Annotated in this window: 18 protein-coding genes, 1 tRNA gene and 1 other RNA gene; 7 read left to right on the forward strand and 13 right to left on the reverse strand. The window is 43.7% G+C overall.

Annotation, left to right across the window (positions count from 1 at the left end; genetic code table 11):
- Positions 1-168 precede the first annotated feature (168 nt).
- Together R7127_RS11155 and R7127_RS11160 are read left to right on the forward strand one after the other, a co-directional pair.
- Entirely contained in the window at positions 169-2,160 is a 1,992-nt protein-coding gene (locus R7127_RS11155; RefSeq protein WP_033905040.1) for a methyl-accepting chemotaxis protein, read from the forward strand.
- A gap of 163 nt (positions 2,161-2,323) precedes the next feature.
- A complete protein-coding gene (locus R7127_RS11160) occupies positions 2,324-3,484 on the forward strand; it encodes a DUF1887 family protein (protein ID WP_064353735.1) in 1,161 nt (386 codons plus the stop codon).
- Positions 3,485-3,641: 157 nt separating this feature from the next.
- Here the strand turns inward: R7127_RS11160 and udp are convergent, their stop codons facing one another.
- The 7 genes from udp to R7127_RS11195 all read right to left on the reverse strand — a co-directional run bounded on the left by udp (position 3,642) and on the right by R7127_RS11195 (position 11,941).
- Entirely contained in the window at positions 3,642-4,400 is a 759-nt protein-coding gene (udp, locus tag R7127_RS11165; protein ID WP_005378479.1) for a uridine phosphorylase, read from the reverse strand.
- 314 nt (positions 4,401-4,714) lie between these two features.
- The gene (locus R7127_RS11170; protein WP_213966482.1) at positions 4,715-7,021 is read right to left on the reverse strand and encodes a zinc/cadmium/mercury/lead-transporting ATPase; all 2,307 of its coding nucleotides are present in this window, start codon (positions 7,019-7,021) and stop codon (positions 4,715-4,717) included.
- A 172-nt stretch (positions 7,022-7,193) separates the two neighbouring features.
- Entirely contained in the window at positions 7,194-7,613 is a 420-nt protein-coding gene (locus R7127_RS11175; RefSeq protein ID WP_005378483.1) for a CBS domain-containing protein, read from the reverse strand.
- 247 nt (positions 7,614-7,860) lie between these two features.
- Positions 7,861-8,595: an RNA methyltransferase gene (locus R7127_RS11180; protein WP_262584454.1), complete on the reverse strand. Its 735-nt coding sequence runs from the start codon at positions 8,593-8,595 to the stop codon at positions 7,861-7,863.
- 212 nt (positions 8,596-8,807) lie between these two features.
- An RNA gene (ffs, locus tag R7127_RS11185) (signal recognition particle sRNA small type) lies at positions 8,808-8,904 on the reverse strand.
- 137 nt (positions 8,905-9,041) lie between these two features.
- Positions 9,042-11,045, reverse strand: a complete 2,004-nt coding sequence (locus R7127_RS11190) for a GGDEF domain-containing protein (protein ID WP_017634751.1) — start codon at positions 11,043-11,045, stop codon at positions 9,042-9,044.
- A gap of 152 nt (positions 11,046-11,197) precedes the next feature.
- On the reverse strand, positions 11,198-11,941 hold the full coding sequence (locus tag R7127_RS11195) for a hypothetical protein (protein WP_005389942.1): 744 nt from the start codon (positions 11,939-11,941) through the stop codon (positions 11,198-11,200).
- A gap of 257 nt (positions 11,942-12,198) precedes the next feature.
- On the opposite strand from R7127_RS11195, the gene R7127_RS11200 reads away from it, so the two are divergent.
- Positions 12,199-12,501, forward strand: a complete 303-nt coding sequence (locus R7127_RS11200) for a DNA base-flipping protein (protein ID WP_033905036.1) — start codon at positions 12,199-12,201, stop codon at positions 12,499-12,501.
- 30 nt (positions 12,502-12,531) lie between these two features.
- Here the strand turns inward: R7127_RS11200 and R7127_RS11205 are convergent, their stop codons facing one another.
- The gene (locus R7127_RS11205; RefSeq protein WP_005378572.1) at positions 12,532-12,966 is read right to left on the reverse strand and encodes a YbaY family lipoprotein; all 435 of its coding nucleotides are present in this window, start codon (positions 12,964-12,966) and stop codon (positions 12,532-12,534) included.
- 240 nt (positions 12,967-13,206) lie between these two features.
- On the opposite strand from R7127_RS11205, the gene tesB reads away from it, so the two are divergent.
- The gene (gene tesB, locus R7127_RS11210) at positions 13,207-14,067 is read left to right on the forward strand and encodes an acyl-CoA thioesterase II (RefSeq protein ID WP_005378575.1); all 861 of its coding nucleotides are present in this window, start codon (positions 13,207-13,209) and stop codon (positions 14,065-14,067) included.
- 68 nt (positions 14,068-14,135) lie between these two features.
- On the opposite strand, the gene R7127_RS11215 is transcribed toward tesB, so the two are convergent.
- Complete coding sequence (locus R7127_RS11215) at positions 14,136-17,177, reverse strand: cadherin repeat domain-containing protein (protein WP_213899474.1); 3,042 nt, start codon at positions 17,175-17,177, stop codon at positions 14,136-14,138.
- Between the two features lie 457 nt (positions 17,178-17,634).
- Positions 17,635-18,099, reverse strand: coding sequence for an Lrp/AsnC family transcriptional regulator (locus R7127_RS11220; RefSeq protein ID WP_025998626.1), 465 nt, complete (start codon positions 18,097-18,099; stop codon positions 17,635-17,637).
- Positions 18,100-18,239: 140 nt separating this feature from the next.
- Between R7127_RS11220 and R7127_RS11225 the strand changes: the two genes are divergently transcribed.
- Positions 18,240-19,334 carry a PLP-dependent cysteine synthase family protein gene (locus tag R7127_RS11225; protein WP_005389952.1) on the forward strand — a complete coding sequence of 365 codons (1,095 nt, stop codon included), beginning with the start codon at positions 18,240-18,242 and terminating at the stop codon, positions 19,332-19,334.
- Positions 19,335-19,395: 61 nt separating this feature from the next.
- Here R7127_RS11225 and R7127_RS11230 read toward each other — a convergent pair whose 3' ends face one another.
- On the reverse strand, positions 19,396-19,713 hold the full coding sequence (locus R7127_RS11230) for a DUF1244 domain-containing protein (protein ID WP_262584452.1): 318 nt from the start codon (positions 19,711-19,713) through the stop codon (positions 19,396-19,398).
- A 214-nt stretch (positions 19,714-19,927) separates the two neighbouring features.
- Here R7127_RS11230 and R7127_RS11235 point away from each other — a divergent pair, with 214 nt between their 5' ends.
- Positions 19,928-20,503: a porin family protein gene (locus R7127_RS11235; protein WP_047100886.1), complete on the forward strand. Its 576-nt coding sequence runs from the start codon at positions 19,928-19,930 to the stop codon at positions 20,501-20,503.
- An 80-nt stretch (positions 20,504-20,583) separates the two neighbouring features.
- Here the strand turns inward: R7127_RS11235 and vmeF are convergent, their stop codons facing one another.
- Positions 20,584-23,697 carry a multidrug efflux RND transporter permease subunit VmeF gene (gene vmeF, locus R7127_RS11240; RefSeq protein WP_025766946.1) on the reverse strand — a complete coding sequence of 1,038 codons (3,114 nt, stop codon included), beginning with the start codon at positions 23,695-23,697 and terminating at the stop codon, positions 20,584-20,586.
- Complete coding sequence (locus tag R7127_RS11245; protein ID WP_005389959.1) at positions 23,697-24,791, reverse strand: efflux RND transporter periplasmic adaptor subunit; 1,095 nt, start codon at positions 24,789-24,791, stop codon at positions 23,697-23,699. The genes vmeF and R7127_RS11245 overlap by 1 nt, the downstream gene beginning before the upstream one ends.
- Positions 24,792-25,083: 292 nt before the next feature.
- Between R7127_RS11245 and R7127_RS11250 the strand changes: the two genes are divergently transcribed.
- Positions 25,084-25,150: transfer RNA gene (locus tag R7127_RS11250), tRNA-Tyr, on the forward strand.

Genomic DNA, 25,150 nt, shown 5'->3' on the forward strand with positions numbered 1-25,150 from the left:
GCTAATTAACGAGGCTTTTTTTGTCGTGTGCGTCATAAAATGCGCGTCACAAACTGAATACAATCCAATGAATTTTATTACTTTTTTAAGACAATTATTATTTTTATACCCAAGTAAACTCAAAAATGCTTGGGTAGCTTGTCTATTTTTGGGAGAGGAAACTCACTTATGCGAGGTTCAGTTATTAAAAGGATGTATGCCGGCTTTGCACTGATCATCATCCTATTTGCCGTCACAATTGCCATTATGATGGGAGGAATGAGTGATATTCACGGAAAATTTGGCACGGTATCTAAATCATCCCTACCGTTGGTATCGTTATCTAATCAAACCAGTGTTGAGCTGCTTTCTGCCGACAAATCATTTAAAGACTTCCTGACAACAGAGAATAAACAACGCATGGATGAAATGCGTCAGGAATTTGCTAGATCTCAACAGCGCTTCGAATCCACATTGGCTCAACTGAAAACCGCAAGCCAAATCTACCCTTCTCTTGCCGAACCGTTTTCACAGTTAAAAACGTTAGAGCAGAGCTATTTTACAGAAGCTCTAGAGGCCATGGACAACTACGAAGCAATGTTCGCGGCTCAAGAAGAAGTGCAAAAATCCTCACGCCGCTTCCAAAAACTGAATACCGAACTTTCGGTTGGTCTTAAAGAATATGTGGCAGATCAAACCAGCATTTCTGTCAAAGTCATGGCAAAGAGCTACTTTATCAAGTTAAAAGATGCCGAAGTAATTACCTCTGATGCCCTCGCCAGTTCCAACCCTGAGTTTGTTACGCAAGCCGTAGCTAAAAACCGCAAAGCAGTAACGCACTTGAATTACGCATTCCGCGGGTTGGTGACTCAGCTTCCTGAGCTAGAAAAAGCATTTGGCGAATCTGTAGAGCAATTTACTCGTGACGTCGGTATGCGTGGCGGTGTGCTAGACCAACATAATAATTACCTCAATGCTCGCGCCGCTTTGTATAACAATATCGCCAACCTAGCAAATAAAGTGGATTCAACCATGGCGATTCTTGAGCAATTTACGACAACCGCAACAGATAAGCTCAATGAATCATTGGCAGATGCAGGTGACATATATTCGGCCGGTGTAACGAAAGCCATCATCATTGGCGTTATTGTCGTTTTACTCGCGACAGCGATTGGCTACCACATCGCACAAAGCGTTCGCGAGCCGTTGACTCGTATTCTAAAAGTGTTAGAAGGCCTGACTGAAGGTGATATGACACAGCGTATCGATATTCGCTATAACAACGAATTCAGCCGTGTGAGTGGACACATTAACTCACTCGCCGACAACCTTCACGAGATCTTGGTGAAACTCAACGAAGCGTCAGAAAACCTATCGTCAACCGCGACAACCAACGAACGCACCTCTTCGCAAGCACAAATTAAATTGAGCTCTCAACGCGAACAAACGGCAAACGTCGCTACCGCGATGACAGAAATGTCTCATTCAGTGCAGGAAGTCGCGCAAAGTGCGCAAGGCTCGCTAGAAATGGTGCAACGCGTCGAATCTGCCTCTGAAGAAGGCAGAAATGTTATGAGCAGTAACATCTCAACCATTAATCAACTAGAAACACGTTTGAACGAATCGGTCTCCGCAGTTTCTGAGCTACAAAAGATGAGTGGTCAAATTGGGTCTATCCTTGATGTGATCCGCAACATTGCGGAGCAAACCAACCTACTGGCATTGAACGCGGCAATTGAAGCGGCTCGCGCTGGTGAACAAGGTCGCGGCTTCGCGGTAGTGGCAGATGAAGTACGAGTACTCGCATCAAGAACGACTCAATCAACCACTGAAATTGAATCCATGATCAGTAATCTGCAATCTAGCTCACAATCGGCAAACCAAGTCATACAAAGCTGTATGAGCGATATGGAGATGTCGGTTGAGCAAGCGTCAAAAGCGAACAGCTCAATGGAAGAGATCCAGGCGCTAATCATCGAAATCAGCCAAATGAGTACGCACATTTCACAAGCAGCAGCAGAGCAAAGTGAAACATCAACAGACATTGCTCGCAGCATCGAAGATATCAACAGCATCGCCGATGAAAGTTTCCAAGCCATGTCGAATATCGCACAAACCAGTGAATCACTGACCCACTTGGCTCATCAGCAAAATGAATTGGTCCACCGATTTAAGTTATAAATACTTTATAATTAAGAGCATTAATTAGTGCAATCAACTGTATAAGGGCGACTTTTTGTTAAGTCGCCCTTGTTTTTTGTCGGCCATGTCTACATATGATTAATAAGGCCAGCTCATCCCCTTGCACAACTCTTTTCGAGCGGCCTCATAAAAAGGAAAATCTATGGCTGTTCATGTTGGTATTATCGACCAAGACCCAGTGAGATTGGTCACTCCTCTATTAGATAATCGTACGCTAAGCACACATATCGTCTTCATCGGAGACAAGAGCCAGTTAGATATATTTGACCGACTGAGTGCCGTTTTAGCTCAACGAGAAATTACTTCTGAATTTTTTGAAATTCCATCCGCTGTTAATACATCTCTGATCAAACAAGCAATTCAAAAACTGGCAAAAGACCTTCATGAACGCGGCGAAGATGTAAAATTGAACGCGAGCTGTGGTCTTCGTCATCGCTTGTTGTCGGTGTACGAAGTTTTCCGTACCTATCGCTGGCCAATTTTTGTGGTTGAGCCTAGTAGCGATAAGCTTTGTTGGTTATACCCTGATGGCAAAGAAGATACCCAAGTCGAAGATCACATTACGATTGCAGATTACCTCACTATCTTTGGTGCACGCGGCGAGTTTCACCACGTTGATTTACCACCTCTTCTTGATAAAAAATTGTATGAACTTGGTGAACGATGGGCCTCAAATGCGCTTGAGCTTGGGCCAGGTCTAGCAACACTTAACTACCTTGCAACCACATGCCGCAAAGAACAAAAGCTTGATGTCGAGCTCTCCGAAAAACAGCAGGGCTACCGTGAGCTCAACATGTTGCTTTCAGATTTAGTAGAAGCAGAAATCGCCACCTATGAGAATGGCGTTTTAACGTTTGCAGATGAAGATGCTCGACGCTTTTCAAACGGTGAGTGGTTAGAAACTTTGGTTCACAGCACCGTGAAGCAAATCCAAGACACCATGCCGACGATCCAAGATCGATCGTTAAATGTTCAGGTTTATCGTAAACTTGGTGAAAGTGAAGTACGCAATGAGTTAGATGTCGCAACAGTTGTAAACAACAAGCTGCACATCATCGAGTGCAAAACCAAAGGCATGAGAGATGACGGCGACGATACTTTATATAAGTTAGAATCGCTTCGCGATCTATTAGGTGGCTTGCAAGCGCGCGCAATGTTGGTGAGCTTCCGTCCTCTTCGTCACAATGACATTACTCGTGCTGAAGACTTAGGGCTAGCCCTGATTGGCCCTGATGAGCTTAAAGATTTAAGAACGCACTTAACGGCTTGGTTTAAAGACGCGGGCGGTTCAGACGAGATATAGTGCCATTAAGAAAAGCTAAAATTCACAACGATAAAAAGCAGCATTAATGCTGCTTTTTTTATACCTAAATTTTAGCTGTACGCATTTCTATAAGTAGAAAAAAACCAGAGGTTAGCCTCTGGTTTTTTCTGTTTGTTTAAATGCCAACTATAGAGGCTTAAAGCATTTTACGCGCTGCTTCTACAACCACTTTAATTGAACGCGCTTCCGTTTCTTTCAGAGTTGAATGATCTGGAATCTCTTTTTGTGTACGGTTGATGATAACACCAGCCACACAACCCGCTTTTAAACCAGAGCTCGCACACATTGTTAGCAGTGTTGCAGACTCCATCTCGAAGTTAAGTACGCCCATGTCTTGCCATTCTTGCATAGAGCCTTGGAAACGCTTAACAACACGACCAGAGAACGTATCGTAACGTTCTTGACCAGGGTAGAACGTGTCGCTTGATGCAGTCACACCCATGTGAACTGTAGCGCCAGACTCTTCTACCGCTGCTTTCATTGCGGTTGCTACTTCAAAGTCAGCAACTGCTGGGAATTCCATAGGAGCAAAGTGTAGGCTCGCACCGTCAAGACGAACTGACCCCGTCGTTACGATCATGTCACCCACGTTTACATGTGGTTGAATTGCACCCGTTGTACCAACACGTAGGAAAGTACGAACACCAAGCTGTGCCAATTCCTCAACTGCGATAGAGGTAGAAGGACCACCAATACCTGTAGAACAAACCACAACAGGTTTACCGTCTAACTCTGCACGGTATAGCGTGTATTCACGATGGCTTGCTAGAAATACTGGATTTTCCATTTGTTCTGCGATTTTTTGAACACGCGCTGGGTCACCAGGAATGATCGCTAGAGTCGCACCATTAAGATCAGCTTCAGTAACACCTAAATGGAATACAGCTTGAGACATAAGTCGCTCCTTATTGTGGCTTATTTTATGAACAATAAGCTCATTAATCAGTTATTGGGTACAGATGCACTGTAGCGAACCTTTCACCAACATAGAGTGATCACAATCACAATGACAAAATGTAATGAAAATGAAATTTCAAACAAAACTGGTATTGATCACACTTTAAGGGGCGTTAGATCATTTTGTTGCATAGCAATGCGTGATTTCAAGGACGAGAAAAACGTCTGATCGCATCAGGTTAATACGGTTAAAAAAAGCCCGATACACGAATGCCTCGGGCTATTAATGAGTGGGATCAATGGTTAGGTCAGTTATTTGATCTGCTTGGACTCAAAACGAAGTAATCTCAACGCATTCAATGTCACCAGTGCTGTTGCACCACTGTCGGCTAATACAGCAACCCACAACCCAGTTACACCAAGTAAACTTGTCACTAAGAATACACCTTTCAAACCTAGCGCTAACGCGACATTCTGACGAATGTTACTTAGCGTCGCACGCGACAGTTCTATCATGGCAGGTAGCTCAATCAAACGGTTGTGTGTTAACGCCGCATCAGCAGTCTCGAGTGCAACATCCGTACCGCCTCCCATCGCAATGCCGATACTCGAAGCTTTCATGGCTGGAGCATCATTGATACCGTCTCCCACCATCGCAACGGTATGTTGTTGTGATAGTTTCTCGACGTAATGCACCTTGTCTGCAGGTAACAAACTCGCTTTATAATCCAAGCCTATTCTATTTGCCATTGCTTCTGCACTTCTCGGGTTGTCACCCGTTAGCATCACCGACGTGACCCCAAGTTCCTTCAACATTGCGATGGCTTGCTGGGCATCTGAGCGCAATGTATCTTGCCATGCGATCACGCCAATGACCTCGTCATCGTAACGAACAATGACAACCGTTTTACCTTGTTGTTCCAACGTAACCACTTGCTCTTTGGCTTCTTGAGAAAGTGGAAAGTCTGCCTTTGAAGGCGTGACCACTTGGACCATTTTTCCATCGACGTAACCAGTGACACCAGAGCCTACTTGCGCGGTTTTATCCAACGCTTCAGGAATAGTAAGCCCCTTCTCTTGCACTTTGGTAACTAAAGAAACCGCTAGAGGATGACTTGAACCAACCTCGATTGACGCAGTTAGGCTAAGTAACTTGTCTTCATCCATATCAAAAGCAAAGACGTCGGTCACTTCTGGTTTACCTTGCGTCAGTGTCCCAGTTTTATCAAATGCGACAGACTCAACCTTGCCAAGCAACTCAAGCGCCGCTCCACCTTTGATCAATGCGCCCCGCTTAGCCGCTGCCGCCAAGCCAGAAGTGATCGCCGCAGGCGTTGAAATGACTAATGCACATGGACAAGCAATCAACAGCAGGGCGAGTCCTCGATAGATCCACGTTTCCCACGGTTGGGCAAATAGTAATGGCGGCGTAACGATAACCATCAGAGACACCAACATCATTAGTGGCGTATACCAACGGCTAAATTTATCAAGAAAGCGTTCTAATGGTGCCTTACGGGATTCTGCTTCTTCAATCAAATGAAGAATTCGATCTATCGCATTCTCGCCCTGACGGGAAGTCACCTGTAAACGAACCACTTTATCGACAACCACAGCCCCGGCCATCACTTTGCCACCGGTTTGATGTTCAACGGGAACAGATTCTCCCGTTAACGCACTTTCGTCAAAACTCGCAAGCGCATCTTGCAAAACACCGTCGGCAGGCAAACGACCTCCGGGTGCGACTTCTATGATATCCCCTGGTTTAAGCTGCGCAGCTGGTACTTCTTTGCGTTCACCATCAATAATTAAAATTGAATTTTCTGGGACTAAGTCCATTAACGCCTGGACACCGCTTCGCGCGCGAGATGATGCATATGCTTCTAACTTTTCACCAATAAGGAAAAGCAATAACACCATTGCGGCTTCGGCGGTTTCACCTAAATATAAAGCGCCGAGCGCCGCTACACTCATTAACGTTTCAATCGCAAAAGGCGTACCGCTACGCGCCAACTTAAATGCTTTGAGCGCGATTGGGTATAAACCAAGTAAACACGTCAAAGTGAATAACCAAGCGCTTATTTGAGGGTCGATCTTAGAAATTACTGCCGCAGTAGCCATTGCACCAGCAATCGAGAGAATTTGGATGTTGTCTCTTATGACGCCAAGCCAGCCTTTCTTTGTAGTGCTTGGTTTTGGAGCATCAAGTGAAGAGAGCGGGAAACCCGTTTTTTGGGCTGTCTGCTCTATCGTAGCTATCAGCTCTAGACCATCAAAATCGACGACCAGTTTTTCTGTTGCAAACAAAACCTTGGCTTGGCTGACGCCTTGTAAAGACGTAATGGCTTTCTCAAGCTTTTGCGCACAAGATGGGCAATCCATACCTGACACAAGCCAAGCGTTCCGAACGGAGGAATTACTCTCCCTTGTGGGATCGTCTTCCTCGCCTGTGTCAACGCTGCAGCCTCCTCCACTACAGCAAGAGCTTTCAGAAACATCAACACTGGCCTGAGAGATATTGAGCGAAGATTTTACTGGCGCACAGCATGACTCGCTTGCACCAAGCGGCACCGCAGTTTTGATTTTGCTAGATTGGCAACCTTGATGTTTTGTACACATAATTTTTTCCTTATTGGTATCGGTGATTTACCTATTGCTAAGGATAAACCTTAGAGTAAGCTCCAAGGTCAAGATAAATTTGTACAGTTCGGCGATAGAAAATAAAAAAGACGCCGAAGCGTCTTTCCAAACCAGTTTAAAAGCAATATTCCGTAAAGTTTAAACAGAGAGGTTAAACGGGATGCTTAAAACACTCATTTAATGTCATTCCTATGGCACGCAGCACGTCTCTTCTTGTGATAACACCAACCAACTTACCTTTGCCATCCACCACTGGATACATTTTCGGCTTTCCAACTTTCATCATGTCAGCCAGTTCAATTACTGACATTTCTGGAGAAACAGATAAGACATCATCATGCATACACTCTTGTACCGTATGTGTATCTTGGCAGTGATAACTTGCTTTCACCAACTTATCTAATAAGTCTTGCTCCGATAAAAACCCAACCACTTTTTCATTTTCATCAATGACAGGGCCACCTAGTGTGACACTTTGCATTACTTTGTTTAAAGCTGCCGAAAGTGACATATCTTTCGTGAAAGTCACCGCTTGCAACGTCATGTAATCTTTTACTTTTAATGAATGCATTCTTATCTCCTTAAGGGCATTTTATTGCGGCCTTTAGATAAGTGTCGCCTAATTTCCTGATTTTACTAAATGGAAAGGAGTAATTTTATTTATAGGCACAGCCTATTGAACTAAAACAAAATTAACTCACCGAACAACATTCACTGTATTTCGTTAAACGCAAGATTCAGCCAGGCTGATTTTTCTAGGCAATAAATACAACAAAGCCAGTCAAATTGACTGGCTTTGTTATTAAGTAATGGTTGCGTTAGCTATGTTGGCGGCGCATGTTGTCTAAAATAATGCCAGTCGCCATCGCGACATTCAGTGATTCGGCACCGCCAAACGCCGGAATCGTGATTTTATCTGTCACGAATTTTGCTGCGGCTTCGCGCACACCATGAGATTCGCTGCCCATCAACAAAATACCTTCAGCAGCGAAATCCGTTTTATGAACGCTCTCTCCTTCCAAAAACGCGCCATATACTGGCAATTTGGCGTGTTCCAAATAACTTGGCAAATCCACCAAACTCACTTGTACGCGGCCAAAGCTGCCCATGGTCGCACTGATCGTTTTAGGATTATAAGGATCAGCACAATCTGTACTCGCAATAATGTGCTTGATGCCATACCAGTCTGCAACACGAATAATCGTACCTAGATTACCAGGGTCGGATACACCATCTAGCGCAATCATCAAGCCTTTCGCTTGAGGGTCTTTTACACTCGGAATTTCAACCACAGCAATGGCCGCATTATTGCTCACAAGCGTGCTCGCTTTGGTCAATTCATCAAGCGATGCTTCAACACAATCAAAACGATTTAGCGTACCAGCATTTTGTTCGAGAAATGCCGCTGTTGCAAAAACCTGCTTCACCTTCAATGAACTACTTGCTAGCTCTAGTACGTTCTTTTCACCCTGAACTAGGAATAAGCCATGCGCTTTACGCTGTTTCTTTTGACCTAAAGCACGAAGCAGTTTTAATTGGTTTTTTGAAATCATTAAAGTATCCCAGGTGAAAATGGTTATTCGACGAGCGTACCCTAAACAATCTTCACGAAAGTTCGGTATCGAGCGGATGAGATTATAAATTATACCTAAATAACCTCAAGAAGCTTGATCATCAGAAGACGTTGAACACCAAGCGTAGCCAAAATAAAAGAAGGCTCAAAAACGAAAAAAGCCCTGCGATAACGCAGGGCTTTCAAAGGGTGGGACCCCAGCCACATCCCGGCACACAAGTCACACGCTGCGGCTGCTTCCTTCCGGACCTGACCGAGTTCACGAGCTATTGTTGCGAGAGGACCAGAGCCCCATAATTCTTTTCGAGAGGTCTTGCCTCAATCGATGGGGCGATTATTCAGTATCAGCTCTCATAATGCAAGAGCAAAAACCTTGAATTTCATCATTTCATTACCGTTTGAACAAAACTCGATCAATTCATTCCTTTATGATGAAACCGTACAGTCACGATAAGAGGAGTCGTGCCGTGAGGACTGCTTACTCATGTACATGTCTTCATCAGCCAAATGCATCGCTTGCTCTAAGCTCATGTGCCGTTCCCTTTTTGCAGAGAAACCAATAGAGATACTTATAGACTCCAAATCACTACATAATTTGCCTTTCACGTCGATTCTACTGAGCTCTCTCATTGCTCTAGTTAACTCGGCTTGCGTTGGATAACCCAGCAATATGAACTCATCCCCTCCAATTCGATAACATCTTCCCGACCAGACATAATGAATTTTTAGTGCCAGTAGTTGTAAAACTTCGTCCCCAGCGCGATGCCCATAAGTGTCATTGATTCGTTTGAAATGATTAATGTCTAAGTAAAGTATGGATAGATCTTTGTTTACTCCTTTTCGATACTTTACTTGCAACGCACGACGGTTCCTTAACCCTGTTAAGTTGTCAGTGTTCGATTGACGGTAAAGATAAAGCGAAACACAAATAGCAAACAATAACACAAAGATAAACACAGCTTGTGTTTGCGTCGCTAATCGAATCTCATATTCAAGTGCGGTACGCCAATCTGGGCGTACATCGTACTGAGCAATGATCTTATCAACTTCTAACATCGCTATCGCTCGACTGAAGAAAGGCGCAAGCATGGCTCCTTTTTCATTCGCGACCAATCCAACAGAGAGTTGTGACTCATAAAACTCGCCAATAGCGGTATCCTGCTCTATCGGAACCAATTCACTGAGACGTAAAAAATGATTGAGCATCGCCGTATCCATCGGAATGTAATCGACTTCTTCATTTAGTAGCCCCTGAATGAGCTCTTGTTGGGTACGATAACGTTTGAGTTCTTTTAGCGGTAACAGTTGCGTCATCATTTGATCGAAAAAGTCATCCTTAACTACGCCAATCCGCTCAGATATCAACTGTGAAACATGAGAGTATGTGCTCGGTTTGTAACCTAAACGCTTGACCATCACCGATGCTGGCGCGTAATGGGGCTTTGGAAAGTAGCTAAATGCGCGCCGCTCACGGCTGACCGTTAACGGCGCCAAAATTTCGAAATTACCTTGGATAAACTCATGGTACATAGAACCCCAGCTTTCACCAGGCTCACTAATGATCAAGCAGTTTAAAGCCAAGATCTCACAGCTTCTCAGGACTACATCAGCCGTCATCCCTTCGACACTACCATCTGCGTTGTATACAACATATGGAAAGATAGATTCGAGCTTAATCCGTATTGGTTCATTAAAATCAAGGGGTAATAAACGAATAGAATCACGCAACGCTGCTCGCCTTAATTCAAATTGATACTGGGAAATTTCTTCGCGAAGCTGCTTTTGCACCGCTTCCCCGTGAATAAACGTAGCGAACGTGTCCAACTCTTCAAGATGATGATCTTTTTTACTGATGATGGATACGGGCTTTATCGAAATCTGATCATTGAGCATCTTGGCGTCAAACCCCTCCATCAGCATCGGCTTGAGCTGGTTAATGGCATCGACAACGCCATCCACAGCACCTGAACGTAGCAGTGTTACTGCTTGTTCGTGACCTTGATAAGAGATCTGTTCTAGCTCAGGGTAGTGTTGTTTAAGTAATTGGGCATAAACTGTATCTTTGGGGACGCCAACACGCGAAATGTCACTCAACGTCGAATCTTTTAAACCAAAGAGGTAGGTATATTCGATATTTGTTGGGCGGGAATAACTAAAACGTTGAGCACGTTCTTGTGTGTAAGTGATATTCGCAGCAAAGTCCGCTTCCCCATTCGCTACTGAATTTAGAATGGCATCAAAGCTGGAGTAGTTCACGTATTGAACGGTAAAGCCAAACTCCTTTGAAGCAGCATTGAAAAGAACACGAGTGACGACATCATCCGCTTCAGTCGCGACTTTATAATGAGCAATTAAAGGGGCTTCGGCTTTTACATTCAAACTCAAGAGGCAACATGCAAAAAGCAACAGTGTTCGAGCAAAAGTTGTCATGACAAACTTATCTTAAATCAACCACTTATATTGTGGTTATTATTATTGGAAGTGTAGTAAATATGAAATGAAGAACATATACTAATCTCCATTTTGTTCCACAACCAATTCGATACTCTGCCGCACATGTCACTTTTTACCTGACTAAAAACTCATAATTCAGCCTGTTCATCGCTACTACGTAAAATATAGTCAGTCATCCAAGCCGTCCCTAACAAACAGATCCAAACCACGAAAACAGGGTTTGGCACATCCGTGGTCGGGCTGACGACTAAGGCGGCAAAACCCACAGTCGGCAATGTCCAACATAATAATTTGCTCCAACGAATGGTATGTTGAAGCTTCGCAAGTGCTTCCATTGACGCTAACATTCCCGTCAAACTTAACGCCATAAGAACGGCGTACGGTAGGCCTGCAATCCACAAAGGGAGCAACAAAAACAACGGCCACCAGCTGTGTTTATTGGATGGCGTCCAATGCGCAGCCGACCACCACATCGCCATAACCGCAATGGTTTGAACCACTGTAACCCAAGCAGACCCATCCAGCTTACCGCCTTGCTGTGTGACCATAAGACCAACTTGCAGTGTAAGTACAATAAGACCAGCGGTGAGCAACACGCCTAAAGAGCTTCTACGAGAAAACACCACCATTAAAAGTGGGAAAAGGATCAAAACACCAACCGACAAAGCAATTGGCTGCATTGAGAGTGTCGCACCAAAAGCCATCATCGCGCCCAGCAATACTAAGCCAGCGAACCCACCTTGTGGCAGAACCCACAGCGCGGGGATCATAAGTGCAAGAACGGGAATGTCACCCTCGCTCAAACTCATCGCCCGAACGCAGACAACAGCGAGTAAGGTCGTAACGAAAAATTGAAGTGTCGATAAAATCATAGCGCCTCCTGGCTTCCCCACCTACTTGGTAACTCAACGGCAAAAACTGGGATTGAAAGTCGTTGAGAGGGTCTAGATTCAAGCTTAGCTTGCGTTTGCTTCATGCTGTTTAAGGCTCATCAACCAACGACACTAAAGAACAGAAAATGTAATTCTTCAAAGTGAGTCGCTGACAACACAAGGGTTAAGAACCGTTAGCAATATACAAGTCCAATGGTTTACCATTCCTTAGTAATCCAAAATAGACACTTTTGAGTATGGACCAATTTTTAGCGCAAATCTTTGCTGTAATTCACCAAATTCCAAAAGGAAAAGTCTCCACCTATGGGGAAATTGCAAAAATGGCCGGTTATCCGGGCTATGCGAGACATGTTGGTAAAGCACTGGGTAACCTACCAGAAGACAGCAAACTCCCCTGGTTTAGAGTGGTAAATAGCCAAGGAAAAATATCTTTAAAAGGCAGAGACTTAGAGCGACAAAAAAAGAAATTAGAAGCAGAAGGGATTGAAGTCTCGGAAGTTGGCAAAACTTCACTTAAAAAATACAAATGGCAGCCTTAAGCTGCCATTTTTTGTTCTCAGTACGTCGTATTAACGTGTTCCAACTAGACGAATATCTAATTGGTGAGTTTGTGCTTCATCTGTAATAACACCGTTATGTGTGTCGCTGATAAAACGCAGCTTTCCATCTACCTCAATGCGAGCACGAACGCTGTAACGATGGTTTGGTTTGATTTCATTGCTGTCGTAACTCAACTCAAAAGAAAGAGGAACTTGCTTACCTTCTGTTTCGAATGTCTGTTTCGCCAACACTTTTGCTGGCGCATCCGCCAAGGACACATCTTCTAACGCAATAGTAACCACTGCGTTTGGTGGCAAGGCAATCCGCTCGCGATAAGCCACTGTACCTGTAATCGTCTTCATTGACGCCTCTGTAGATTCCATTTCTGTATTTTGAGAAGTTTGGCAACCCACTAACGCAGCCCCAAAGAGTAGAGAAGTAACAAGTAGTAGTGTTTTTTTCATATATTCCTCGAAAAGAGCATTAAACCGAAGCAATTATAGGTGTGGAATATAAAACTGTCTGCTTCCTGTCATTTTATTTGACAATAGTTTGACTGAGTTAGAATTTATCAAACAATTGATTTTGTTTCATAATTGGAACAATACTATTTCTAAGTTACGCAATAGTTCTTAACTATGCCACTTCACAAGAGTGAGGCTGTTGAGGTAACTTGGAATGAAAGACAACGGTGAGGAGACACAATGAGTAAACCACTACGAGAATTGCTCAGCCTACTACAACTCGAAAAATTAGAAGAAGGCTTGTTTCGTGGCCAAAGTGAAAACCTAGGTTTGCCTCAAGTTTATGGCGGTCAAGTAATTGGGCAAGCACTTTCTGCTGCGCGCTACACCGTTGAAGAAACACGCACGGTACACTCCTTCCATAGCTATTTTTTGTACCCTGGCGATCCAGAAAAACCTATTATTTATGACGTAGAAAATCTGAGAGATGGCCGTAGCTTTAGCACTAGACGCGTAAAAGCAATTCAAAATGGACGCCCTATTTTTTACCTAACCGCATCCTACCATGGCGATCAACCTGGGTTTGATCATCAAAAAGAAATGCCAGATATCCCTGGTCCAGAAAACTTTGCCTCAGAGAGTGAGCTCGCAAGCCATATTGCAGAATTTCTACCCAAACGCTTACGCAAAACATTTTGCGGGGAAAAGCCAATCGAAACTCGCCCCGTTACGGTTATCAACCCTTTGAAGCCCAAAAAAGCAGAACCCAAACAGTACCTTTGGATTCGTGCTAATGGTGAAATGCCAGAGAATCAGCTAATTCACCAGTACCTTCTGGCCTACGCATCCGATTGGGGATTCCTTGTGACAGCAATGCATCCACATGAAGTCTCATTAATGACGCCTAACTTTCAAGTGGCCACCATTGACCACTCTATCTGGTTCCATCGTCCGTTTAAGATGGATGAATGGCTTCTATATGCGATAGAGAGCCCAACGGCGAGCAATACTCGTGGGTTGGTCCGTGGCGAAATATACAACCAGCAAGGTCACTTAGTGGCGACCGCCGTGCAAGAAGGGGTGATGCGCTACACGAAATAGCTCGTGTTCGCCAGACGAAAAAAGGAGTGCTGTTCCGCACTCCTTTTTTAATGGGTATCAAACGATGATTAATTTGGTTGATACTTCATGTTAATAACCGACCATTCGTAAAGTGATTTCGGGTAACCATATTCGCCTTTCCCGTAAATGACATTTGGGTCGGCATAGAATCCACCTTTATTCGTTGCTAAAAATTCACGAACCCCACGACGGTAAGTAATCACAGGTGCTACTAACTCATACTCTACCTTTTCCATCTTCGAGTCATCAATTATTAAGAACCGAGTCATACGAATCGTGCTGCCGTTGGTGCAGTACCCTGGGTCATCATAGTCAATTGCTTCAAAAGGCTTGAGATCATCTTCGAACAGCTCTGATGCACATCCATCAAATCGAGCTAAGTGTACCCACGCTCCTTTTATTAGAGTTTGGTCATCGTTACCCACCGGCTTGAATGCAAGTAGTGCAATCTTACCTTTGCCGTATAATTTCAATTCTTCGTCCGTTGGCTCACGCACTGAACGAACGTTCATCAAACCAAACTCACTTTCTTCTAAGTTAGAAAACTCACGTGCATTTAGCGTGCTAAACAATACTGTTTGTTCAGTTTCAAGCAATGTATATTGATCCGCAACACCTTCATCTGCAAAGCTTAGATACAGCTGGACTTTCTTACTTTCCAACGCTTTGTAATCTCGAGATTCTCCTTCCGAAACGTCGAGAGAAATCCAACGTCTTTTTACTGGTGGGAGGTCAAGTAACGTCAGCTCTTCCTTATCAACATCTAATGAAGCGACTCCTTTAATTGTTGAGCTAGATATTTGATAGCTGCGGTTTCCTATTGGTGTACCAAAGTCTAGCTTAACCTTTTTAAATGGTTCAAATTCCACCTTCATTGTAGAAGCACTTAAACCAGGGTGATTCGCTTTGTTAATAGTGCCATTTACGACGATTGTTTTAGCTTTGTAGTTGCGCCCAGTAAGGGTAACCTCTAATTGGTACGTGCCTGCATGCAGGATTTTCAAACGCCCTGTATCAGGAGAAACTAGCTCGACCACAGGGTCTTTTTGGTTAATAAGACGGTAACTTGCCTTCGCAGTCCCACCACTCATCACTGGTGAGATAACACTACCAGCGGAGAATTCTACCGTTGGGTAAGTAACCGATACAGGGTTTGTGCCTTGTTTAATCGTGACCGAGAAACTACTTTCACCCGGATCCACTTTGTCGTCCCCCGCATCCGAAACAATAATTTTTGTGCTACCCGCGTTAAGAATTTGCATGGCACCCGTTTGGCTGTTTAAGGAAACCACATCTGTTGCTGCGTTGTCTGCAAATCGGTACGTAACTTCCCCAACCGTACCAGAGATTTTCGGCGCAACAAATGTTTGGCCAACCTTCCAAATCTCTTCCACATCGGATTGAACTTCAATTCGGCTCGGCGCACTCAAAATTGTCACGTAGACTTTTTGATCAGGACCAACAGTATAATTCGCGCTCTCTTTTCTGCGCACAGTTAGCGTCGCTTTACCCGCTTTATACACATGGAGACGTCCTTCACTAAAACCACCGACAACATCTGGTGCGGTGTTATCTACAATCTCAATTTGCTCGTCAGCACTCAAACCAAAATCACGGTGAAGATCAAAACTGTATTTGTTGCTGTATACAACGTCATAATCGTGTGTTGCCATCGGTTGGCCTTCAGCCTTTGCAACTTTGATGACGACATTAAATTGAATAGGTTGGTAGAACTCCCCACCATCGTCTTCAAACTTAAGGTCGTACTCACCCGCAGTCACTACCTCCAACTTGCCGTCAGTCATTCGTAAGCCATTAGGTAAGCTGCTAACTAGATTTACGTTACCTTTTTGCCCTTTAAACGCCAGAGGGATTGAAAGATTTGGTTGATAGGTAAGCGGCATTTCAATGTCTTTTATAACGGGATGAGGCGCGCGATTAACTTCAAGATCAAAGCGAGTTTTGCTTGCAGGATAATTACGCATGTCATGCTCGTAAATTTCCACTTCAGCAGCACCAACACCTTTGATCAGTAATGCTTCACCATTTTCAGTTTTAGCGACAACGTCTTCACCACGAATGATTCTCAGCTCATAGTCACCGTAGGCGTTCGTCACCTTAGGGAAAATTCGTCCACCTTCCTCATAAGTTGTGACGATATCCGCTGCGCTGATTTCTTGACGCTTGCCTTGTTTTATATCCACAAAAAATTGCGCTGTTTGCTGTTTATCCAGAAACGCGTCGCTGTAAGTTGCAGTCGCTTCAACCGTTAATCGACCAACATTATGAACAAGAAGCAAACCCGTTTCAGGATCTAGCAACTCGGCCACCTTGCTGTCTGGTACGCTATTTATAATTTTGTAAGAAATACGTTGCGTTTGAGCTTTATCTAGACGCACTGGTTCTAACGTCAAACCTTCTCGATACTCGTCTTCAAGCAAAGCGAACTGTAATTGCCCCGGAGCTACTGCATGCAGTTTAACCGTAGCGCGAACTTGTTTCGGCAAGTAAAAGTCGTTACCTGAATCAGTAATCAGCACCGATGCCTGACCAACTGAACCTAATGAATATACCGAACCGTTCTCATCAACACGAATCAAGTTATGACCACTTTCTACCTCATAACTCAGTTCGCCTTTTTGGCCACGGACGATCAACGCTTTTCCTTCTGACTCAATCGCATTGAAATTCAGATCACTCACTGAAAGTTCAGTATTGATGCCTCGCTCTACAGTGACAGAAAATCTTGCTTCAGAAGATTCATAAGCAGAGCTACTATCTGTAGCAAGAATAGTCGCCGTTCCTGGGCGCAGAATTTGTAGTATTCCTGAGTCATTAATTTTCACGACATTTGGCGGATTAGAGTCAATGACTTGGTAAGATACCGACCCATGTACATTGCTCAGTTTTGCTTCAGTAACCGTTCCCACTCCTTCAAACTTCAATACCGTGTCTTCCACTTTTAATTGCGGACGGTTCTGCTTTGTTATCGTAGTTGGTGTCTTCGTATTGTTCGGCTTAGAGTCTCCCCCACCGCCACAGCCAGCGAGTAAAGCTGCGAGAAAAAGCAAATAGTAATTTCTGTTCATTTTTAGTAATACTTTGTTACATACAAGATGGGGCGATAATAATACGATGTTTTATTAATCACTATCCCCATTTTTGAGTACTTTATTACTTAAGTAATTGCTACTGTATTAATCCTAAAAATAAATACTCAAAAATAGCGACCAAATTACATGAAAACACAAAAAGCAAACGTTTAAATCAAGCTCTTCCATTAATTTAGTAAAAATTAATATTCAATAAAATAAAACATGAAAAATAAAGAGAAAAAATTGCGTTATTTTTTCTTTCATTATGATGTATAGGATTAATGGACTGCAAAAACAAATGGTTAATGAAAAATAGAAGAGAGAATAAATATCGTTTATATTTATAAAATATCTGGTAGGAAATAGTTTTAAAAGCATAATCAAACTACCTTTTAACATTTAAAATACTAAAAGGTAGAATTAACATTAGATAGAATTCTTATAGGGCGAGTTATTTTAGGATTGGTAACTCTGTTGTGTATTTAATGGACTCCATAGCAAATGTTGAAGTCACATTAGATAGCCCTTTTACGCTATTAACTAACCGCTTATAGAATTCGTCAAAACACTTCATATCTTTGACTAGTACTTTCATCATGTAGTCATACTCGCCAGCCATACGATAAAACTCCATTACCTCAGGAAAGTCACTCACAGTTGTAACAAAATGGTGATACCAACCTTCGGAATGATCAATCGTTTTTAACTGAACAAATGCAATGAAAGATAGCTCGAGCTTTTCTGCACTTAACAACGCCACGCGTTTTTCGATGTAGCCCTCTTCTTCCAACCTTTTCAAGCGCTTCCAGCATGGTGTTGTAGTAAGATTGACTCGCTCAGCCACGTCATTTAATGACAAGGTGCTGTCGGTTTGTAGTAAAGCAAGCAGCTGCTTATCTATTCGATCTAAACTCATTTCTATAAAACCCATAAAATGTAGAAAATTTTTCTACAAAAATCTTTATTAAGAGTAACAATAGCAAAGTTTTTCTCGAAAATTATAGATAAATTATCCCTATCTAATACTTATCTATCGATTTCCCAAGGAGAGACGCCATGTGTACTGACCACAATTGGATCAACAATGCAGTGCGTAAAATTGAAGCAGACTTCCAACGTTCTGCTGATACTCATTTATTTAAACTTGAACTGCCTTCTCTTGATGGTATCGATATCTACCTAAAAGATGAGAGCACGCATCCAACAGGCTCTCTGAAACACCGATTGGCACGCTCGTTGTTTCTTTATGCGATTTGTAATGGATGGATTGGTCCTGAAACCACTGTAATCGAGGCGTCCTCAGGCAGCACTGCCGTTTCGGAAGCGTATTTTGCGCGTTTACTTGGCTTACCGTTCATTGCCGTCATGCCGAAAACCACTGCACGTAAAAAGATCGAACAAATTGAATTTTACGGTGGTAAAGCGCACCTTGTTGAACGATCAGATCAGATTTATGACGAGTCTCGACGCTTGGCTCAAGAGCTAAATGGTCACTACATGGACCAGTTTACTTATGCTGAACGTGCGACTGACTGGCGCGGTAACAACAACATCGCGAACTCTATCTTTAGCCAAATGGAGTTAGAGGATCACCCGATTCCTAGCTGGGTAGTGATGAGTCCTGGAACAGGCGGCACATCAGCAACCATTGGCCGTTTTATTCGTTACCAAAAATACGACACTAAGCTTTGCGTGGTAGACCCTGAAAACTCAGTGTTTTACGACGCTTTCCAGTCAGGAAATCACTCATTGAAAGGCGATACTGGCAGCAAAATTGAAGGTATCGGGCGACCACGTGTCGAACCAAGCTTTATTGCTGGTGTCATTGATGAAATGCGCAAAATTCCAGACGCAGCCAGTGTGGCAACCGCCCATTGGGTATCTCAGCTGATTGGACGTAAAGTCGGCGCATCAACAGGCACCAATCTTTACGGTGTGCTGCAATTGGCTTGTGAGATGAAACAACGCGGTGAGAAGGGTTCTATCGTGACGCTTCTATGTGATTCTGGAGAGCGTTACCTAGATACGTATTATGACTTAACATGGGTAAAAGAGAACATCGGCGATATTCAACCTTACTTAGCTCAACTCGAAGTCATTCAAGCAAAAGGTTGCGTTGAGCCAGCTTGTTGCGGCTCAACTAACGCTTAACGTGCAAACTGGACTTTAAAAAACAGCCCAACTTCATGCGGGCTGTTTTTATCGCTGGGTTTTACTTTTTCTGGCGCGCTTCAAACGCAGCCAATTGTTCTGGCGTTGCCGCTGGTTGATGATTTTGTTTCCACTCATCGTAAGTCATGCCGTAAACACGTTCGCGAGCGTCATCAATATCTAAATCCAAACCGAGATTTTCAGCCTCAGATTTATACCATTTGCTAAAGCAGTTGCGACAGAAGCCCGCAAGGATCATCAGATCGATGTTTTGTACGTCTTTGTTGGTATCTAAATGCGCCAATAAACGGCGAAATGTCGCCGCGTCTAACTTATCTTGTTCTTCTTGAGTCAAGTTTTTATATTTGAATTCAGCCACTTTCCTTTCCTTCTCTCTTATTTGACTAGCTTTCGTCACCATATCTAGTTAGTTGGTAGTCATGAGTAAGAAGTATGCTTTAGCGCAACAATTCCCATTCTAAAATCACTACCTTTGATAAAAGCTGATATGATAATTACCACCCATCCTATTGATTAAATTAACATTTAAACAAATCATTACAACGGTCTTTTACCAAGGTTATCGTCTAGTTATGAAAAACGCCATTCTATTATTGTCTACCTTGACCATTAGCGTGCCAACTTTAGCTGCTCAAGAACAAGCTCATCAATCTTATTTTTATCTAGGTACTGGTAACGTTGGTTTTGATACACCGTACTTCGGCTCGGATAGAGACAATGAGTGGTCAACACCACATATCACAGTTGGCTGGGGTTACCATGTAAACCAATACCTCGCGTTTGAAGGGGTTCTGCGCTATTCACAAAATGAACTTAAGAACGATGCTCTAAAAACTGACTTAGATCTTCACTATTACCAAGCAGGTATGTCTGCTGTTGTAACGAGTGATGACTTAGGCGATACGCCACTATCACTATTCGGTCGCGCAACAGCGCTTGGCACTCAAGCCGAAATGTACGTACCAAACGAACAAAAGGTCACAGATGACTCAGGCGCACTATTCAACATCGGTGTTGGCGTCCATTGGGATATGAGTACAGATATCTGGTTACGCGCAGAGTACATTTATAATGTCGCAGATATGGGTTTTGAAGATTTTTACGACAGCTACGAAGGTGTACAAATCAGCCTAGGGAAACGCTTCTAATCGAACGCTTCCGAGCTAACTTTAAACCGATAAAGAGAAGCCGAGGTTATTACCTCGGCTTTTATGTTTTAACGTTTGATTTAAGGGTGCGCTATACGGCCCTTCGTATCATGGCTAATTGCTTTGTTTAACTCTGCTTCTACATGACCTGGTGCTTGTGTTTTCGCCGAAATCAATCGGTACATTGCCGGGATAACAAACAAGGTCACCAATGTCGCAAACCCCATCCCGAAAAAGATTACCGTACCCACGGCAATACGGCTCTCATAACCCGCCCCTGTCGATACTATCAACGGAATTGCGCCAGCAAGTGTGGTAAACGCAGTCATCAAGATTGGACGTAGACGTCGCGCAGCTGCATCAATGATCGCTTTTTCAAACTCAACGCCACGATCACGTAGCTGATTGGCAAATTCTACGATCAAAATACCGTTTTTCGTCACCATACCAATCAACATGATCATGCCGATCTGACTATAAATGTTCATACCTTGGCCCATAATAACCAAACCAAGAAAGCCACCAAATACACCCATCGGCACCGTAAACATGACCACTAACGGGTTTACGAAGCTTTCAAACTGAGCCGCCAACACGAGATACGCCACTAGCAGTGCCAATGCAAACACAACAGCAACACTCGCTTGGTTCTCTTTAAAGTCTTTCGACTCCCCCGAATAACTCACCGAAATGTCACCCGGTAAGTTGTCGATGGCTTCCTGGTCTAGGTAATTCAGCGCATCTCCTAATGTATAACCTTCCGACAGGTTGGCAGTAATAGTGATGGACTTCTGTTTGTTGTAGTGAGAAAGACGAATAGAGGCCGCCACTTCTTCAATTTTTGTGACCGCATCTAACGTCACTAGCTGACCGCTATTCGTGCGCAGATAAATCTGACTTAAATCTGCAGCATTATTAAAGCTATTTTCATCACCGCGAAGATACACATCGTACTCTTCGCCACGCTCAACATAAGTCGTTTCGCTTTTACCACCGAGCATGATTTCTAGGGTGTCAGAAATGTCTTTAACACTGACTCCTAGCTCTGCGGCACGCTGTCGGTCAACTGTAACCAATAACTCAGGCGTTTTTTCCGAGTAATCTATCTCTGCTCCTTCCATCATTGGTGATTCTTCTGCTTTGTTCTTTAGCATTTCAGCCCAAACAACGAGCTCATCGTAATCAGAGCCGCCTAATACGAACTGAACTGGCTCACTCGAACCACCTTGGAAACCTGGCATAAATGGGAACACTCGAACATCTGGGATACCTGCCAATTCTTTCCGTACTTTGTTAAGGGCTTGCTGAGCCGTGATATCACGTTCGTTCCAATCTTCTAGAATCATGATCACAAAGCCTGTCTGGTCTCCTGCCTGGCCACCAAACGCTGGCGTTTGGATGCTGAATGACTTCAGATAACCTTGCCCTAGTAATGGCATCAATCGGTCTTCGACAATATCCATATTGGCTGACATACGATTGTATGACGTAGCATCTGCACCGCGCACAAACGCAAATATCACACCGCGATCTTCTTGTGGGGTCAACTGGGCCGGTACCTGATTCATCAAGAAATAGCTACCGCCCAAACAAGCTAGAATCACCAGCGGAGCAGCCCAACGTACTTTCAATGCGCCTTTCAATAATGCGCGATAGCCACTCTCAAGCTTGCTAAACAAGCGATCAACCGCTTCATTGAATCGATTTGGTTTTACATTCGCCTTCAAAATCTGACTACCTAATACAGGAGTCAGCGTCAGGGCAATCAAAGAGGAGAATATGACCGACATAGCTAGCAATACAGAAAACTCTGTAAATAGTAGACCTACCATGCCATCCATAAAGGAGATCGGTAAGAACACCATCACCAGCACTAATGTTGTTGCTATAACAGCAAAACCAACCTCTCTTGTGCCTTTATATGCGGCGAGTAATGGCGATTCACCGCGTTCGATATGGTGGAAGATATTCTCTACAACCACAATTGCGTCATCCACCACCAAACCAATCGATAATATCAATGCCATCAAGGTGATCAAGTTGATAGAAAACCCAAAGTAGTACGCGGCAATGAACGAAGAAATCAGAGAAACAGGTACCGTAACCGCAGGAATTAAGGTTGCACGAGCTTGACCGATGAAAATGTACAACACCAAAATCACCAAGCCGCCCGTGATAAATAGCGTGCTGTACACCTCTTCGATTGAACGCTCGATAAACACTGTCGCGTCGTAATCTATCGCAAGACGTGTACCTTCTGGTAAGAACTTCTGGATGTTATCGACTTCAGACCTAACCAGCTTCGCTACTTCTAACGGGTTTGCGTCTGACTGCGGTACCACACCAAGACTGATGTTTACTACACCATCACTTTTGAAGGTTGAGTTTTCGTTTTCTGCACCAATGAAGACATCTGCTACATCTTTTAAATAGATAGGTGTATTGTCGCTTGCGCGTTTAATGACAAGATATTGAAAATCTTCAGGCGTGTTATAAGTACGAGCCGTACGCACGGACATTACTGTTGAGTCGTTGCGAACTTCACCACCTGGGCTTTCTAGGTTCTCACTTCGCAAAGCTGATGTAATGTCCGAAGCTGTAACTGAACGTCCAGCCATTAGTTCTGGCTTAAGCTTCACGTACATTACCTTGTACAAACCACCGGAGAGATCAATGGAGCTAACCCCAGAGATCAGGCTAAAGCGGTCCATCAATACACGTTCGGCATAATCCGTTAATTGAGTACGGTCCATCTCTGCAGAACTGAGATTGATGTAGAGCGACGCCTCTCCCGAGCCATTGTTCTTATAAACAATAGGGTCATCCGCTTCATCAGGTAGCGAGCGCTGAGCACGAGCTACGGCATCACGCACGTCGCTCACACCTGTGTTGAGATCGTAACCTAACTCAAACGTGATCGTGATACGCGACATGCTGTTACGAGTAGTGGAGCTAATTTCATCAACTCCACTGATCCCAGAAAGCTGGTCTTCCAAAACGGAGGTAATTTGGCTTTCAATAATAGTCGCCGATGCACCCTCATAACGCGTACTGATAGAAACGACAGGGCTTTCTATATCAGGCATTTCACGAACGGCTAATTTGGTGAATGACACAAAGCCAAACACACACAACAGCATGCTCAGAACCAACGCCGCGACAGGGCGTTTAACTGAAACGTCGGACAGTAACATTAGTTTTCTTCCTCATCCGATTCACTGTCATTGCGTGTCACATCCGTGGTGTTCGCTTTTAGTGGCGCGACAATTTCTTTCACTTCGACACCATCACGCATGTTAACAATGCCTTGAACCACAATCTTGTCACCAATCTCAACACCAGATTCGATCACCACCTCGTTACCAACACGAGCACCTAGCGACACTTCTTGACGAGTAGCTTTGTTGTTTTCATCAATTACATATACAAAACGTTTAGTTCCGGAGTATTCAAGCGCTTGAACAGGAATGATTGGCGCCTTAATAGCAGGAAATGCTAGTGAAGCGTTCATCAACATGCCCGGCTTCAATTGATTTTCTGGGTTATCAAACTCAATACGCACGCGAAGATTCAGTGTTTCGGCGCTGATACGCGTATCAATACCTGTGACTTGACCAGTAAAGATCTGGCTACCCCATGCACTGGTTTTAGCGATGACTTCCATACCAATAGAAAGCATCGATAAATAGCGCTCCGGTACTTGTAAATCCAGTTCCATGACGGAAAGATCATCCAACGTCAAAAGTTCAGTACCCGCACTGACCATTTTGCCGCGGCTAAAATCGATAAAACCAACAGTGCCAGAAAATGGAGCAGTAATATGGAGATCAGCTAAATTGGCTTGAGCAGCATCTAGCCTCGCTTGTGCTATTTCAACACTGGCTTTTTGTGCATCGATTTCAGTTTGAGTAATCGCATTCCGCTTAACCAAACGTTGGAACTCTTTTAACTTACGCTGTTCATCTTTTAGATACGCCTTTGCCTCAATCAAAGCGGCTTGAGCCTTATCGTCATCTAACTTAATTAATAACTGGTCTTGCTGAACATTTTGATTCGCTTTAACAGCGATTTGATTCACTTTGCCGGCGACTTCCGATGCGACAACCACAGACTCCGCTGCCTTTAATTTGCCGATAAGAGTTAAGGATTGATTGATCTCGTGCGTTTCTACTTGTTCAGTCACAACGGTAACCGCTGAGCCTCCTCGCATCGCAGCGCAAACCGATGGAGAACTCAGTAATATAGAAAGCGTTAAAACAGATAACGATAACGTGGCTTTCATGCTCATGATATTGACTTCTAAACGAATAAACTTATGTCATTAAACTGCTTACAGTTTATCAGTAGATACGGTGTTTAACGTCAAGTAGTGTAAATTCAAGTAAAAAGCGCGCTTCTCTTCTGTTCAAAGGACAAACAAAACGCTGACTTTCTACCATCTTTGCCCAAAAAGACAGCATTCAACGTAAAAACGTAAGAAAAACGCTTTACAGCCTGAGCGAGTTTGCTATGATTCGCTCCGCACTTGGGAGATGAGTTGGGAAAACATCTTACTAAGTATAAAAATCCTCTGGAGGGGTTCCCGAGTGGCCAAAGGGAGCAGACTGTAAATCTGCCGGCACTGCCTTCGATGGTTCGAATCCGTCC

This window comes from Vibrio sp. 1159 (assembly GCF_033340395.1).
Lineage (GTDB): Bacteria > Pseudomonadota > Gammaproteobacteria > Enterobacterales > Vibrionaceae > Vibrio > Vibrio alginolyticus.

Excerpts from the sequence above, each read along its gene's own strand:
- R7127_RS11155 (WP_033905040.1), top strand. The coding sequence starts at position 169 with ATGCGAGGTTCAGTTATTAAAAGGATGTATGCCGGCTTTGCACTGATC.
- R7127_RS11160 (WP_064353735.1), top strand. The coding sequence starts at position 2,324 with ATGGCTGTTCATGTTGGTATTATCGACCAAGACCCAGTGAGATTGGTC.
- udp (WP_005378479.1), bottom strand. The coding sequence starts at position 4,400 with ATGTCTCAAGCTGTATTCCATTTAGGTGTTACTGAAGCTGATCTTAAT.
- R7127_RS11170 (WP_213966482.1), bottom strand. The coding sequence starts at position 7,021 with ATGTGTACAAAACATCAAGGTTGCCAATCTAGCAAAATCAAAACTGCG.
- R7127_RS11175 (WP_005378483.1), bottom strand. The coding sequence starts at position 7,613 with ATGCATTCATTAAAAGTAAAAGATTACATGACGTTGCAAGCGGTGACT.
- R7127_RS11180 (WP_262584454.1), bottom strand. The coding sequence starts at position 8,595 with ATGATTTCAAAAAACCAATTAAAACTGCTTCGTGCTTTAGGTCAAAAG.
- R7127_RS11190 (WP_017634751.1), bottom strand. The coding sequence starts at position 11,045 with ATGACAACTTTTGCTCGAACACTGTTGCTTTTTGCATGTTGCCTCTTG.
- R7127_RS11195 (WP_005389942.1), bottom strand. The coding sequence starts at position 11,941 with ATGATTTTATCGACACTTCAATTTTTCGTTACGACCTTACTCGCTGTT.
- R7127_RS11200 (WP_033905036.1), top strand. The coding sequence starts at position 12,199 with ATGGACCAATTTTTAGCGCAAATCTTTGCTGTAATTCACCAAATTCCA.
- R7127_RS11205 (WP_005378572.1), bottom strand. The coding sequence starts at position 12,966 with ATGAAAAAAACACTACTACTTGTTACTTCTCTACTCTTTGGGGCTGCG.
- tesB (WP_005378575.1), top strand. The coding sequence starts at position 13,207 with ATGAGTAAACCACTACGAGAATTGCTCAGCCTACTACAACTCGAAAAA.
- R7127_RS11215 (WP_213899474.1), bottom strand. The coding sequence starts at position 17,177 with ATGAACAGAAATTACTATTTGCTTTTTCTCGCAGCTTTACTCGCTGGC.
- R7127_RS11220 (WP_025998626.1), bottom strand. The coding sequence starts at position 18,099 with ATGAGTTTAGATCGAATAGATAAGCAGCTGCTTGCTTTACTACAAACC.
- R7127_RS11225 (WP_005389952.1), top strand. The coding sequence starts at position 18,240 with ATGTGTACTGACCACAATTGGATCAACAATGCAGTGCGTAAAATTGAA.
- R7127_RS11235 (WP_047100886.1), top strand. The coding sequence starts at position 19,928 with ATGAAAAACGCCATTCTATTATTGTCTACCTTGACCATTAGCGTGCCA.
- vmeF (WP_025766946.1), bottom strand. The coding sequence starts at position 23,697 with ATGTTACTGTCCGACGTTTCAGTTAAACGCCCTGTCGCGGCGTTGGTT.
- R7127_RS11245 (WP_005389959.1), bottom strand. The coding sequence starts at position 24,791 with ATGAGCATGAAAGCCACGTTATCGTTATCTGTTTTAACGCTTTCTATA.